The sequence below is a fragment of the Dyadobacter tibetensis Y620-1 genome (assembly GCF_000566685.1).
GTDB lineage: Bacteria > Bacteroidota > Bacteroidia > Cytophagales > Spirosomataceae > Dyadobacter > Dyadobacter tibetensis.
In genome coordinates this window covers 449,163-464,051 of the sequence record NZ_AZQN01000002.1, presented here as the reverse complement: position 1 = coordinate 464,051, position 14,889 = coordinate 449,163, and the positions used below count along the sequence as shown (strand labels likewise).

Sequence of the window (14,889 nt, the reverse complement as noted above, 5' to 3'; positions counted from 1 at the left end):
AGAAATAATCAGGGTAGGGCATCATATATTTTTATCTTATCCGATGACGCACTTCAGAACTGAAGTACGTCTAATTTATATAATGTAAACATGCAACAATATCAGGCCTTATTACGACACGTACTGGATACAGGTGTTAGAAAGACAGATCGTACCGGAACAGGGACCATTAGTGTTTTTGGTTATCAAATGCGATTTAACCTCCAAGAAGGTTTTCCCTTGGTAACCACCAAGAAAGTACATATGAAGTCGGTTATCCATGAGCTGTTATGGTTTCTGCAAGGAGATACGAATATCGCTTATTTGAAAAATCAAGGGGTTTCTATCTGGGATGAATGGGCCGACGAAAATGGTGATCTGGGACCTGTATATGGCAAGCAATGGCGGAGCTGGTCTGCTCCTAATGGAGAGTCGGTAGACCAGTTGATGGAGGTTATCAAACAACTGAAAACAAATCCTGATTCGCGGAGAATTATCGTTTCTGCCTGGAATCCTGCTGAGCTGCATTTGATGAAATTGCATCCTTGTCATGCGTTATTTCAATTTTACGTTGCGCCTCCCGACACAGATGCGGGGGAGACCCGTGGGAAGCTTTCCTGCCAGCTTTATCAACGCAGTGCCGATGTCTTTTTAGGGGTTCCATTTAATATAGCGAGTTATGCATTATTAACCATGATGGTCGCCAGAGAATGTAATCTGGACCTTGGGGATTTTGTGTGGACTGGAGGAGATACCCATATTTATGTGAACCACCTGGAGCAGGTTAACCTTCAGTTGAGCCGTAGTGTCAGAGCATTACCTCAGATGAAGCTTAATGAAGACGTTCAAAGCGTTTTGGACTTTAAATACGAAGACTTCCAACTGGAAAACTATGATCCATGGCCAGGAATTAAGGCACCTGTGGCTGTTTAGTAGCTCATCTTTCCAGGGCTGGGCTGCGATTTTAAAATTCAATCATTTAGCGTGCAATGTATTCCGTCGTGCCTGCATGGCTAGGATGGTATTTTAACCAAATTTCAGTAGCATCTGCATTTTTACAGTGCCGCCATCATGAACATACAATATATCCTCGAAATAATCGGTACCGTTTCTTTTGCTATTTCCGGTGCTTTGGCCGTGCGGGATCAGCAACACCAGGACTGGTTTAGTGCATCCTTCACTGCCTTTATTACCTCCATAGGGGGCGGTACCATGAGGGACATCCTTTTGGATAGTTATCCATTGGTGTGGATCAGTGATATCACCATTATATATGCTATTATCGTAGGGATTTTGGCCACTTTTATTTTCTACAAATATTTGATTGGACTACGTAAAACCCTGTTTTTTTTCGATACCTGGGGGATTGCCTTATTTACTATCGTAGGTACAGAAAAAGCGCTACATCTCGGTGTACGTCCTGAAATTGCAGCCATAATGGGTGTTTTTTCAGCAGTAATGGGCGGAGTAATTAGAGATGTAATGACCAATCAAATGCCTATTATTTATAGCAGAGAGGTATATGCCACTGCCTGTTTTACCGGGGCATGTACCTATTTATTTCTCAACTGGATGGGGGCTGGCCGCAATGTAGCTTTTATCGTAGCAGCTTCTGTGATTATAATCCTACGCATCTTCGCAGTAAAATATAAATGGAGTGTGCCAGTTTTTTTTCGATAGCTCGCTCGTTCTCCGGTGATGTTTATAACAGAGAAGGCCTGCTGGTGCGAGCAGGCCTTCTCTGTTATCAGGCGGGTCAGATAAACTAAGGTGCAATCCAGATTTACCGACTCTACGCTATTTACTTCTTCTTTTTTAATTTGTTTTTAACGGCGGGAGCCAGGTTCTTCATTTCTGGCAGGCTACTTTGCATACTACTTATCCCTTTTTCAATCTGTCCTTTTAAGAAACCGAATGAAGGGTCTCCAGAGCTTTCTCCTAAGTTCAACGCTTTCTGAGCAAAGGGTATCGCTTCAGCAACTTTTCCCATCTTGCCAAGAATTTGGGCCTTAAGCCACAGATTCATAACGGTTTCTTTAATTCCAATAGCCTTGTCGACCATAGAAAGCGCCTGTCCCAAATCCTTACCCTTGTTAAGCATATAACCCGCGGCGTTTTGCAGAACGGCGGGATCTTCGGGCTTTTCAGCAACGGCCTTATTTAGGCCAGCCATGGTCAGTGTTTCCGTATCAATCAATAATGGAACTGGTACCTTTACCGACGCCCACGACAAGTTTAACATGGCCGAGCTATCGGAAATGTTTGAGAAATCGATGGTAAATGTTTCTGTAAATTCGCTAGACTGAGGGGCTACCTGGATCCGAGCCACATCTTCGGACTGACTATAATTAGCCGTTCCTCCCTGATTTACATTTTTATTGAGAATAACGGTCCATGCCCCTCCGGAAGGAATGGAAAACACCGCATATTTCCCCGCTGGGACGGCCCGGCCACCAAATTGAAAATCACTACTGGACTCTAATATAGTAGCTGCGTTGGCTCCAGTACGCCATAATTGATTCAAAGGTGCTAGTACGGAACTATCGGCAAAGGCTGTACGCCCTTTGATGCCTGGACGGGAATATTTGACGGTAAAATCGGTGACGCCAACGGTTTGGGTAACAGTCGCTCCTGGACTTGCCTGAGGCGTGCGTTGGGCTTGTGCGTGTATAAGGGAACCAGCCACTACTAGCATAGAAAGAAGATACTTTTTCATGTGAAATGTGTTTTTTGTGACAATTATTAAAAACTTGTGACGAAATTAGTGGTAATTTATCAGATAGCCTACCCCCAGATATGAGCAGTTTACTAAAGTACCTAAATGCATATACTCCAATTGATGATAACGAAAAGAAAATGCTGGAAGCTACACTCACACTTGTAACCGAAAATTCTGAATGTTTTTTACGTAGTAATCTTGAGGGACATATTACGGCTTCGGCATGGATTGTGGACCCACGACGTTCTCAGGCCTTATTGATGCATCATAGAAAGCTGAATCGATGGTTTCAACCCGGAGGACATTGCGATGGCGATAAAGAGGTATTAGCCGTTGCTAGGAAAGAGGCCGAAGAGGAAACAGGTCTTGCCGGACTGACTTTGATATTCGACCAGATATTTGATATTGACCGGCATACTATACCAGCCAATGCCAGAGATGCCGCTCATGATCATTTTGATATTCGCTTTCTTTTTGAGGCCGATCCACAAACTCCCTTGCTGATCAACGAAGAATCCCGGGCTCTAAAATGGATCCCACTTTCGGAAATTAAGGCCTATAATGATTCCGAATCAATTTTAAGGATGGTTCGGAAAACTAGGGCTTTACAATCCTTATTACCTGTTGCTGGCTCTTAGTCTGTACTTTTAGTATATAAATTCCAGGACTCAAATCTGGAATTGCGAGGTAAACGGTTGGCTCTAGCAGACCGGAAGTACGGTATATTTCTTGACCATTCCCTTTAATTATACTGATCTGCGCCGGCTGATTCTTCAGTACGGTGGGTACTAAAAGGGTCAATGGGTCCATGACGGGGTTAGGAGCCACCCTGATGGCCATAGGCGGTTGAGGCTCCACTGCCAGAGGGCCGTATTCCGTTGCAACGATCTGTTCCAGCTTGCGTAAATTGGGGACACCATAGCCTAGATAATTATCAGGACGGTCCGCTTGATTGCCCGATTTCTTTAATACGGAAATGACTTGCTGTGCGGTTAGAAAAGGATACGCTTGCCAGGCCAATGCGACTAATCCGGCTACTTGGGGACAAGAAAATGAGGTGCCCTGTGAAGAAACAACTGTGCCCGTACCCACATTGGTACCAATGTATACACCCAATCCTACTGCTGACACATCGGGCTTCTGCTGCCCTAGGGCATTGGGCCCAATACTACTGAAAGATGCGTATTCCAAATTTCTATTCGTGGCCCCCACGCTGAGTACTGAATCAACGTCAGCAGGGGCAATGATATATTTCCATGGACTAGAAGCTTCGTTTCCGGCAGAATTCACTACCACTATCCCTTTCCTACTGGCCCAGCGCGCAGCCCTGGATACGATTGTTGTATGGCCATCCATATCCTCGTAGGTATAATTATAATCGGCGTTATTAAAGGGGCCAATAAAGGTGCTGTACCCAAGCGAAGAGGTAATGATATCTACGCCTATACTATCGGCACGCTCAGCGGCAAGCAACCACGCTACCTCTTCATAGGGCGACTCCATCATATTGGATTCGGTTCGATATAAAACAAATTTAGCTTTAGGAGCAATCCCAACGATCATTCCAGGTTGATAGGCCGCAATTGTCGAGAGTACGTTGGTGCCATGCGACTGTTTATCATATACATTTACCTCTCCTGCTATGAAATCATAGGTTTCTAAAACCCTTTTCTCGTCAAAAAGAAGTTTGAAATATTCCAGTTGGTCTGCACGACTGAAGCCTTCATCAAAGGCAGCGATCACAATTTCTTGACCTAATATCCCTTTTTGATGAAAATAGTCTGCTCCTAGCAGTGTGGTCTGAGTTCGGGCCAGTCCATAATCTAATGTTACAGGTGATTCTGTAGCTTGTGCCTTTACTGCCATTCGTACCTCTCCGGGCTCAGTGCCAAACAAAACAGGGTGATTGCCTTCTATGGAGCTAAAAAAGGGAAGCATTTTGATGGCCTTAAGTTGGGATTCATTTGCTTCGACCAGGGCTCCATTGAACCAACGAGTGGTACTGATGACCTTTGCTCCAGTGGCAGCTACCCGTGCCAGATAACTGGGTGAAACGGGAAGGTCGCTTTCGGAGATGGGTATATTTTGTCGATACCGACGGGCTAGGGCCTTAGGACTCAAAAATTCCTCCGCTTTCTCCAGGGAAAATACATTATCTGCCTTGTCCTTAAAAAGTAGCAGATATCTGGAATTTATCTGTGCCAGAACATCCTGCGTCCCCAGTAAAATAAATAGGGCTAACCATTTTAGTTTCATATGCTGCTTATTGGTTATGATTGCTTGTGGTTATTCAAGAATTTTCCTATGTCCCAGATATGGACAATCCAATAGTTCTTCCATGCTCTTAAATGGGATCAAGGTTTTCTGATAGCCAAAGTGATGTCCCAGTGTAGCCGTTTCATTATCACCCAGCGAGATTTCTACATCTTCGGCCGTGAACTGAGCGGGATGCTCATAACCGGCAGCATGCGTTATCTCAATGATTTCCTTGGTGAACGTACGTACATAGTTATGGAATCTCTGACTCTTAAGAGCTGGATCGATACCCGATTCAAGCCATTTATTATTGGTGGCAATTCCTGTGGGACAGCGATTGGTATGACAAATTTGCGCCTGAATACAGCCTATCGACATCATGGCTTCCCGGGCAACATTGATAATATCGGCGCCCAAAGAGAAGGCCATGACGGCTTGGCCGGGCAATCCAAGTTTGCCTGAAGCGATAAAGGTGATTTTATCGTTTAGATTATGTTTCTGGAATATTTTGTAGGCACGGGCAAATGCTTGTACAAAAGGAAGTGAAACATGATCGGCAAAGGCGGGTGGTGCAGCGCCTGTACCCCCTTCTCCACCATCAATTGTTATAAAATCCGGCCCCTTGCCACTCTCGGCCATACGGTGAGCCAGTTCTTCCCACATTTCCGTTTTACCCACCGCCGATTTTATTCCTACCGGAAGTCCGGTTGCCTCTGCTATACTTTCTACGAAATCGATCAGGCCCTGCACATCGCTGAAAGCACTGTGGTAGGGCGGGGAATTGACATCTTTCCCCATAGGGACATGTCGTATTTCTGCAATTTCCTTCGTGATTTTGCTGGCAGGAAGAACTCCTCCTTTACCCGGTTTTGCTCCCTGCGAAAGTTTGACCTCTATCATCCGGATAAATGGATTGTCCTGGCATAATCGTACCATTTTTTCCATTGAAAATAATCCATCCTCATCCCGCACTCCAAAATAGGCGGTACCAATATGGAATACGACATCTGCTCCATTTTGGTGATAGGGAGATAAGCCACCCTCTCCGGTATTATGATAATTTCCAAAAAGAAAAGAGCCCTTATTAAGCGATTCGATGGCCCGGGAAGATAGAGATCCATAGCTCATCGCACTCACGTTGATAATGGATCTGGGTCGGTAGGGCCGCTTTCTCTGATGCGATTCTCCAATCAGTTTGGCAGCTGGTAAGGTATAATGATTCTTGTCTAATATATTATAAAGAAAATGCGGATGCGTAGGTTTCAGGCTCGTTCCCAGTAGAGTGGGCTTGATAAACACATGTCCAGCTTGCATAATGTCCTGGTCGGTACCAAATCCCTGATAGTTATTTTCTTTTTTGGCGGATGCATAAATCCACGAACGTTGCTTTCTGTTGAACGGGAGTTCTTCCCTATTATTGGCAACAATATATTGCCTGAGCTCGGGTCCAATCCGCTCGATAATATACCGCAGGTGCCCTACCACCGGGAAATTATGCTGTATCGTATGCCTGTTTTGAAAGATATCTCGGATGGCAAGTAGGGCGATCAATGCAATCAATATCAGCAGCCAGATAGGGATATATGTAAATATGCTTGACAGGTTCATATAATTTTAGTTTGTGTGATAGGATTATTATACGATAGGCCTCTTTACTTATCGTAAGATTTAAACACAAAAACACTTCATGAAAATGAAGTGTTTTTGAAATATTATTTCTTCAGCCCAGGCCAATTGCTATTTCAAGCCTTGGACTATTGTGCGTTCACTTCTAAGACTTCGTCTAATTCTGTTATCTTTTCAAGATCTGTCCAAAAACCAGGATATGACTTTACTACTACCCCGGGTTCTTCAATATTGATGGGAAAGAGCATACCGACCGGTGCAAAGGCCATGGCCATTCGATGGTCGTCATAGGTATCGATGGTAGGAATCTGATCAGCTTTCTCAGAAGTTCTCCTCACCTGATATTCTTCGCAGGATTTTACTTCGATAAGTTCAGCCCCTAATTTGACCAGTTCTTGCTGCAAGGCTAGAACCCGATCCGTTTCTTTAATTTTCAAGCTCTCAATCCCAGTAAGTGTCAGAGGGATTTTTTTCATAGCACAGCATACGGCTACAGTTTGAGCTAGATCGGGACAATCAGTAAAATCGTAACGTAGCGAAGTTTGAGGAGTAATTTTGGTTAAGATAACCCCTTCTGAGGTATATCGAGTCTGCACGCCTAAAGCCTGCATAATCTCCACAATAGCACTGTCGCCTTGAAGCGAATCTTCTTTTAAACCCAACAGAGTAATCTCCGCATCGGGAGCCAAGGCAGCTATGCTATACCAATAGCTAGCGCCTGACCAGTCTGACTCAATGGCATAAGGTCTGGCCAAATACTCGCCCGGTTCTACCGCGATGGTATTCGTAGCCCAATCGGCCTGATATTTGATGCCGAAATGGGCCATTTGTTTCAACGTCATTTCAATATAAGGTCTGGAGCCTACCTCTCCTTCCAGCTCAATGTTTATGCCTTGTGGAAGTGCTGGTGCAATCAGTAAAAGAGCCGATATATATTGGCTGCTTACATTCCCTTGTATCTTAATCGTGTTATTTCCAGAATAATTAAACCCTTCTAGCTGTAGTGGAGGAAATCCTTCCTCTTTTACAAAGCGAATAGTGGCTCCCAAGGTTTTCAAAGCATCTACCAAAATTCCAATAGGCCTCTCGCACATGCGGGGGGTTCCAGTCATGGTTTTATTCTGATTGGTTACAGTGAAGTAAGCTGTCAAAAACCGCATGGTCGTTCCAGCATCCAGCACGTCCGCTACCGGATCAGCAGACTTCAATAGCCGCTGCATGGTCTGAGAGTCGCGTGCCTCGGATATATTCGTAAGGGTGCATTTAAAACCGGTAAGGGCATCGATAATTAACGCCCGATTACATTCACTTTTAGATGCTGCCAGTTTGATTTCGGCGCGTACAGGGGTTTGAGGTGGATTGACAACGATACTTTTCACTAGTATTGGACGATTACAAAAATGGATTGGTTATTAAATATGGACCCAAAGAATATATTAATAGGTCTCTAGCACTTTTAATTTATTACGGCCGTTAATACGAACGGTAGTAAAGGTTAATTTATAACTGATAAATCCTGCAGCAATAAAAGCTCCACCTACCGCTATGGCTCCTGCATCGGTAGTGAACCTTTTATTATCTATGCCGGGATTAAAAAAATCGGCTCCGATATAAATAAGCCCGACCAAAGGGAAAAGGGGAGCAGCCTGGGAGATAAAAGGAATATTTTTGTGGGTCTTTACATATTTGATCTCTTTCAGCGGTATCTCCTGGTAATCCATACGCACGGCGGCTTCATTAATAATAGCGATTGAAAGGGAGGAGTCTGTGATGGCTGCAATGGGCTCGTTAAACCGGATGGTTTCGTTTTTCATTCTGAATTTAATCAGATCTCCTGGGAAGTAACGATGTCTATGAAAAAAGCCAAGAATAGGAGAAGCATCTAAAACCAGATACTTTTGATTCGGCTGGGCGATGATGCGATTGCTGGGCTTATCCTTCACAAATATTTCCTCACTACTGAGTACCTTGGCGCGGTCATAATGGTCCTGACCGTTTGCCTGAAATGACAGGAACAGAATTAAAGCCCAAAAAACCGTGAGTTGCTTCATAGTAATTTCTTAGATGTTTCAAAGATAGAGAATCATTCTTAAAACGGCTACACTAAGCGATATGTTGCCATTTTAATTTGATTCTATTGGGCTTTCCGCCGTTTCTTCAGAACGTGCTTGCATGGACACTCCTCCAGATACCAGCATCTTCATGATATCCGTAGAGGAAGCGTCAATAGGCCTTACATTGGCAATAGGGACGATGTAAAGCTCACCTGAAAGGGCATAGGAGAAGGGCATATAAACGGCTACATGGTCGATGAGCTGGAGTTGCTTGAGGTCGGGTTGGGTAATAAAACCAATTTTTTTGATACCTGTATCCCTGTACATGGTTACTAATACAGGCTGGTTAAATTTCTTTTTATCACCAACAAAGGCGAGTAACAGATCCTTGATGGAGTAATAGATCAGGCTGACCAATGGAATTCTTCTTAGAATTCCCTCTGTGAGCCTGAAAAAAGATTGGGGTACTACAGTAGAAAAGAAAAAACCCAGAAGAATAATAGAGCCCAGAATAATCAGTACGCCTAAACCAGGGAGATAAACGACCTGATTATTAGAAATGGGGATATTGATCGGGATGATATTGTCTAGGAACTCAACACCCGACCAGATAATGAGGGCGGTAATGTATAGAGGGGCCACCAGCACCAGTCCTCTGATGAAATAGCTAAGCAGCCTTTTTATGATTCTGTTTCTGATTTCCATTTATTAGACTCCAATAATCCCCCTTATGTCGGGCTCTTGCCCACGTATATGCTACGGTTATTACTTCGTTTTGGTTCCGTATATTAATGCGAAATAACGACTAAATAATAACAATTTGTTATCGTGGCAGGTTTACTTATTGCAAGCTGGACTTGGATTGCGGATATTTGCAGGCTTATTCTGCTCTTTATGTAATTATAGAACGGGATATTATTGATGTTGAAAATATAATCATTAGAAAATATGAAGTTTCAGGCCGAATATCTGAGATCATTTACCAAGCAGGTATTTTTATCCATAGGATGTAGTGATGCAGATGCTACCCTGGCATCTACCGTCCTGCTAAGTGCCGATTTGCGCGGTGTGGATTCTCACGGCATTGCACGCCTGGCCGGTTATGTTCGCTTAATGGATCATGGTCGTCTCAATCCGAACCCTGATATTAAGGTTGTTTATGAAACGCCCAGTACTGCCGTGGTAGATGGAGATAAAGGGCTAGGGCTGGTAGTAGCACCCAGAGCCATGGAAATTGCTATGGAAAAGGCAGAGAAAGTGGGTTCAGGATGGGTGTCTGTTCGTAATTCTAACCATTTTGGTATTGCCGGATATCACGCCATGCTGGCTCTGGAAAAAGATATGATCGGATGGACTATGACCAATGCTGCCCCTTTGGTAACGCCCACATTTTCACTGGACAAACTTTTAGGAACAAATCCAATTGCTGTAGCCGTTCCCGCTGGTAAACAGCCGCCTTTTGTGGCGGACTTCGCTTCTACGGCAGTAGCGTATGGGAAATTTGAAATATTGCAGCGCAAAGGACTTCCTGCCCCGATAGGATGGGCCCAGGACGCCGAAGGCATGCCTACTGACGACTCTAATGCGGTAAAAAGTGGAGGTGGGTTGCTTCCTCTGGGCTCCGATAGAGAACATGGAAGCCATAAAGGTTATGGCTTAGGTGCCATCGTAGATATATTTTCAGGGGTTTTGTCAGGCGCTAATTTTGGTCCTTGGGTACCGCCATTTGCAACGGCAGGATTTATGAATACACAGCAGGCAGCCGGCCTGGGTACCGGACATTTTGTAGGAGCGATGCGGGTGGATGGCTTTCGCCCCACCGATGAATTCAAAGCCGATATGGACAAATGGATTGGTGCTTTCAGAGGGGCGCGACCGGTAGCGGGTGAAACGGTGCTTATTCCTGGAGACCCTGAGAGGGAAACCGAAAAAATAAGGGCCGTTGAGGGAATAGAACTTCTACCACCGGTGATAGAGGCATTAAGAGAGCTAGCCAGTCGTTTTAATATTAACTTTGATGACCCGGCAAATTAAGAAAGAAGAGTACAGCATAACAATTAAATATTAACGTAACGGGTCCTGAGACCTCTGAACATTCATCCTTATATGTCAAGAAATTTTAAGGTCGGTTTCTTCCTTGTTTTGGCCATTCTGACCACCACTTTTACATTCTACTTCTGGCAACTGGTAAAGACGCCGAATTTTCAGGTAAATAAAAAGACCAGTTTTGCCCTTTACATTCCAGAAGGTGCTACTTACGACCAGGTGTTGGACTCCCTAAATCGTAATGATGTGGTCGCCGATCAGATATCATTTAGATTTTTAGCGAAATTTTTGGACCTGCCTGAAAATATCAAGCCCGGGCGTTATCTGCTGAAGCCCGATATGAGCAATTATGAAGCCGTTAAAAAGTTGACGTCCGGAGATCAGGATCCTGTAAAGCTAACCTTCAATAATATTAGATTGAAGCAAGACCTGGTAAGTCGTATTGGAAGCCGTTTCGCATTTGGCGAAGAAAACTTTGGAAAGGCGTTGTCTGACCCTACATTATGTGCGAAATATGGCTTCGATACGACCACCATTATCAGTATGTTTTTGCCCAATACTTATGATATTTTCTGGACTACCGGTACCGAAAAGTTTATGGATAGAATGCATAGTGAATACCAAAAATTCTGGAATCCGACGAGAATGGCAAAGGCCGATTCGTTAGGATTGACCCCAATTCAGGTGTCAATTCTGGCTTCCATTGTTGAAGAAGAACAGGCCCGGAAAGTGGATGAAAGGCCTATGGTGGCAGGGCTCTATCTTAATCGATTGAAGGCGGGAATGCCTCTGCAAGCCGATCCTACTATTAAGTTTGCCTTACAGGATTTTGCAATCAAGCGTATCCTGAACGATCAGTTAAGAGTTCGATCTCCTTATAATACCTATGTGAACACGGGCCTCCCTCCAGGACCCATCCGGATTGCCGATTTGAATTCTCTCAATGCAGTCCTGGATTATAAGGATCATGAGTATATATATATGTGTGCCAAGTCTGATTTGTCGGGTTATCATGCATTTGCCAAGACATATGCAGAGCATCTTAAAAATGCAAGAGAATACCAGACGGAGCTTAATCGTCTGAAAATTATGAAATAATAAGTTAGAGGCCTGGCCCAAAAATTGTAGAGAATGTTTTCTTATAAAGTTGAAGGAGTGCGTGTCCGTTATGCCGACACGGATCAGATGGGATATGTTTACTATGGAAACTATGCCCGATATTATGAAATCGGTAGGGTGGAGGCATTAAGAAGCCTGGACTTTCATTATAAAAAAATGGAAGATACGGGTGTGATGATGCCGGTCTATGAAAATCGTTCCAAATACCTGAAACCCGCACGCTACGACGATCAGTTAAGCATTAAGGTGACTATCAATCAATTACCTGGGGTGCGGGTCACCTTTCAATATGAAATTAGAAATCAGGATGATATTCTCCTTAATACCGGTGAAACTATATTGGTATTTCAGCGTGTAGATACGGGGAAGCTGTGCTTTGCTCCAGAATCCCTGCTAGAGAAATTGAAACCATTTTTCAACTAAATAAGGCTGTATGCTTGAAAAATTATTGCGATCCAGACAGATCAAGCGATTTATTGTATGGCTTCAGCATACTCATTTCTTCAGAGAGGGAGTGTCATGGTACGACATCATTGTCAATATTATTGATAAGAATAAGCGGTTTGACCTGGATCAGAGAGCTTCGGCGGTTGCCTTTAGCTTTACCTTAGCCTCCTTTCCTGCCGTAATCTTTCTGTTTACCCTCATTCCCTACCTCCCGTTGCCTACTGCAAAGCAGCAAGTAATGGGACTGCTGAGCGATATCGTACCTTACGGGATCTACCGTCATGTTAACCACGCTATAGAAGATATCCTTAACAGGCCCAGAAGCGGGGTGCTTTCCTTTGGATTTATTTTTGCCATCCTGGCTTCTACCAATGGGATGATGTCTCTGATGAAATCATTCGATGTAATCTTTGGCGAGAAAAAGAGCCGAGGGTTTCTCCTGGGCAGAGCGGTAGCCCTTATGTTGACTGTCCTCCTGGTCGTTGTAATTTGTGTTACTGTCATCCTTCTGATCGTAGGAGATGCCGTTATGGGTCTTCTTAGTGAGTGGGCTATAATTACCGATGGAGTGGTAATCTTCGTACTGAATGTTACCCGGTATTTAGTAAGTTTTGCCGCGCTAATGGTTGCCATTTCGCTCATGTACCGTTTTGCGCCGACCAATGGAAAAAACTTTTCATTTATAAATTCAGGGGTCATCATAGCCGCTGTACTCATCTTGGTAGCAACCTTTGGGTTTTCGTTCTACCTGTCCCAGTTTCATACCTATAATAAACTCTACGGATCCATCGGGGCGGTAATAGCGCTGATGATATGGTTTTATCTGCTATCATTTTTGCTTATTCTTGGTTTTGAAATTAATGCCAGCATAGCTATGATCAAATCGAAGGGGGACCAATCGTAATTGGATTAATCGTGATGCGGTGACTTCACGGGCCTGAATTTCGTCAGAACGATTATGTTAGGTGCCCCAAAAGAAGATATTAACCCGCATCCATTGGTAAGTGTCATACTTACTTGTTACAACCAAGCGCCGTACCTGGAAGCAGCAATAGCTTCAGTACTTAGCCAAACTTACCCATATATTGAGCTGATCATAATCGAAAATGCAAGCACTGATCAATCCTTAACCATCATCACAACTTTCCTGAATAAACACCCTGCCATTCGGTTCATTCAGAATCGGGAGAATATTGGACTTTGTAAAGCCTTCAATCAGGGATTATCCTTGGCCGAAGGTACCTATATAATTGATTTTTCAGGCGATGATATTATGCTGCCCGAGCGCGTGGGTCAACAGGTACAGTTTTTTAGCCAGCAGCCCGCTGATTGTGGCTTGATCTATGGAAATGCCATCTATATCGATGCCCACACGGAGTTCTGCTCCATGCATTTTCCCATCGATTCCCAGGGCCTTTCCTTAGACTCTCCTCCATCCGGAAGGGTATACTCCGATATATTGCATCGCTATTTTATACCTGCACCCACCATGATGATGCGTGCCGAAACGATCCGACAATTGGGTGGATACGATGAGGATCTGATCTATGAGGACTTTGACCTCTGGGTTCGGCTCTCCCGGGACTATACCATTATTTATCAGGATACGATTCATACGTTAATTCGCAAACATGTTACCTCTTTGAGTCAGCAGGTTTTGCTTAGAAAAAACGAAATTTTAAAGAGCACCCTGACTGTTTGTCATAAAGCTTATGCGCTCAACCGCTCGAAGCAGGAGAATGGTATTTTAGCCGCTCGTATCCGGACCTTTATTCGTAAATGTTGGTATACCCATTCCTTCGACCTGGTGGAAGATTTTAGAATTTTATTAGAACAGGTAGAATTTTTAGATCGATATACAAAAATATTCATAGTATTCTGTAGATTACGGTTACCTATCAACAGAGTTTATCGTATAATTCATAGAATTCTAAACTTTCGAGGCTCCTGTGGGATAGATTTTGCCCGTAGCGTTGTTATCAATAAAAACCAAATAGCTTATGCCTGCCGAATTTATTCGAATTTATCCAGAGAACCCCGACGAAAGAAAAATCAGAAAAGTAGTTGAGTGCCTGCGAGATGGGGGATTGGTTATTTATCCCACCGACACAGTGTATGGGTTAGGATGTGATATTTACAATGCCAGGGCAGTTGAAAAGGTCGCACGTATTAAGGGGGTGAAGCCACAGAAAAATGACTTCTCGTTTATTTGCTACGATTTGAGTCATATAGCAGACTATGCCCGGGTTGGTAACGCAGCCTTCAAATTAATGAAAAGAGTTTTACCAGGCCCCTATACATTCATCTTGGATGCAACCAATAATGTTCCCAAATTGTTGAATACCAATAAAAAAACAGTGGGGATCAGGGTTCCGGATAATAATATTCCCAGGATGCTCGTCAAGCAGCTGGGGAACCCTATCGTAACAACTTCAATAAAAGATGAAGATGAAGTGATTGAGTATTCCACTGATCCCGAATTGATTTTCGAGAAGTTTCAGCATCAGGTAGACATAATCATTGATGGGGGCTATGGAGGAAATATAGGTTCGACCATCGTTTTGGCTACAGACGATGACTTTGAAGTGATCCGCGAGGGGCTGGGAGACGTAAGTGTAATTGGATAAAAAGAATAGTTGGCGC

General features: G+C 43.8%; 15 protein-coding genes. 9 read left to right on the top strand and 6 right to left on the bottom strand.

What is annotated here, in order from left to right; genetic code table 11:
* Positions 1–90: 90 nt before the first annotated feature.
* Together X939_RS0105600 and X939_RS0105595 are read left to right on the top strand one after the other, a co-directional pair.
* Positions 91–912, top strand: coding sequence for a thymidylate synthase (locus tag X939_RS0105600; RefSeq protein ID WP_025762284.1), 822 nt, complete (start codon positions 91–93; stop codon positions 910–912).
* A gap of 138 nt (positions 913–1,050) precedes the next feature.
* Positions 1,051–1,659, top strand: coding sequence for a trimeric intracellular cation channel family protein (locus tag X939_RS0105595; RefSeq protein ID WP_025762283.1), 609 nt, complete (start codon positions 1,051–1,053; stop codon positions 1,657–1,659).
* A 121-nt stretch (positions 1,660–1,780) separates the two neighbouring features.
* Here X939_RS0105595 and X939_RS0105590 read toward each other — a convergent pair whose 3' ends face one another.
* Positions 1,781–2,695 carry a DUF2911 domain-containing protein gene (locus X939_RS0105590; protein WP_025762282.1) on the bottom strand — a complete coding sequence of 305 codons (915 nt, stop codon included), beginning with the start codon at positions 2,693–2,695 and terminating at the stop codon, positions 1,781–1,783.
* Between the two features lie 80 nt (positions 2,696–2,775).
* On the opposite strand from X939_RS0105590, the gene X939_RS0105585 reads away from it, so the two are divergent.
* The gene (locus tag X939_RS0105585; protein ID WP_025762281.1) at positions 2,776–3,336 is read left to right on the top strand and encodes an NUDIX hydrolase; all 561 of its coding nucleotides are present in this window, start codon (positions 2,776–2,778) and stop codon (positions 3,334–3,336) included.
* Here the strand turns inward: X939_RS0105585 and X939_RS0105580 are convergent.
* The 5 genes from X939_RS0105580 to X939_RS0105560 form a co-directional block, all read right to left on the bottom strand.
* Positions 3,296–4,954, bottom strand: coding sequence for a S8 family peptidase (locus X939_RS0105580; RefSeq protein WP_025762280.1), 1,659 nt, complete (start codon positions 4,952–4,954; stop codon positions 3,296–3,298). The two genes, X939_RS0105585 and X939_RS0105580, sit on opposite strands and share 41 nt — an antisense overlap.
* Before the next feature lie 30 nt (positions 4,955–4,984).
* The gene (locus X939_RS0105575; RefSeq protein WP_044198514.1) at positions 4,985–6,562 is read right to left on the bottom strand and encodes an FMN-binding glutamate synthase family protein; all 1,578 of its coding nucleotides are present in this window, start codon (positions 6,560–6,562) and stop codon (positions 4,985–4,987) included.
* Between the two features lie 146 nt (positions 6,563–6,708).
* Positions 6,709–7,959, bottom strand: coding sequence for a 3-phosphoshikimate 1-carboxyvinyltransferase (locus tag X939_RS0105570; RefSeq protein WP_025762278.1), 1,251 nt, complete (start codon positions 7,957–7,959; stop codon positions 6,709–6,711).
* 57 nt (positions 7,960–8,016) lie between these two features.
* Complete coding sequence (locus X939_RS0105565) at positions 8,017–8,631, bottom strand: hypothetical protein (protein ID WP_025762277.1); 615 nt, start codon at positions 8,629–8,631, stop codon at positions 8,017–8,019.
* A 72-nt stretch (positions 8,632–8,703) separates the two neighbouring features.
* A complete protein-coding gene (locus tag X939_RS0105560; protein WP_044198512.1) occupies positions 8,704–9,339 on the bottom strand; it encodes a DUF502 domain-containing protein in 636 nt (211 codons plus the stop codon).
* A 243-nt stretch (positions 9,340–9,582) separates the two neighbouring features.
* Between X939_RS0105560 and X939_RS0105555 the strand changes: the two genes are divergently transcribed.
* The 6 genes from X939_RS0105555 to X939_RS0105530 all read left to right on the top strand — a co-directional run bounded on the left by X939_RS0105555 (position 9,583) and on the right by X939_RS0105530 (position 14,873).
* Complete coding sequence (locus tag X939_RS0105555; RefSeq protein ID WP_025762275.1) at positions 9,583–10,668, top strand: Ldh family oxidoreductase; 1,086 nt, start codon at positions 9,583–9,585, stop codon at positions 10,666–10,668.
* 72 nt (positions 10,669–10,740) lie between these two features.
* Entirely contained in the window at positions 10,741–11,778 is a 1,038-nt protein-coding gene (mltG, locus tag X939_RS0105550; RefSeq protein ID WP_025762274.1) for an endolytic transglycosylase MltG, read from the top strand.
* A 33-nt stretch (positions 11,779–11,811) separates the two neighbouring features.
* On the top strand, positions 11,812–12,222 hold the full coding sequence (locus X939_RS0105545) for an acyl-CoA thioesterase (protein WP_025762273.1): 411 nt from the start codon (positions 11,812–11,814) through the stop codon (positions 12,220–12,222).
* A 10-nt stretch (positions 12,223–12,232) separates the two neighbouring features.
* On the top strand, positions 12,233–13,150 hold the full coding sequence (locus X939_RS0105540; protein WP_025762272.1) for a YihY/virulence factor BrkB family protein: 918 nt from the start codon (positions 12,233–12,235) through the stop codon (positions 13,148–13,150).
* Positions 13,151–13,204: 54 nt separating this feature from the next.
* On the top strand, positions 13,205–14,314 hold the full coding sequence (locus X939_RS0105535; RefSeq protein ID WP_025762271.1) for a glycosyltransferase: 1,110 nt from the start codon (positions 13,205–13,207) through the stop codon (positions 14,312–14,314).
* The gene (locus X939_RS0105530) at positions 14,247–14,873 is read left to right on the top strand and encodes an L-threonylcarbamoyladenylate synthase (protein ID WP_025762270.1); all 627 of its coding nucleotides are present in this window, start codon (positions 14,247–14,249) and stop codon (positions 14,871–14,873) included. The genes X939_RS0105535 and X939_RS0105530 overlap by 68 nt, the downstream gene beginning before the upstream one ends.
* The last annotated feature ends 16 nt before the right edge of the window (positions 14,874–14,889 follow it).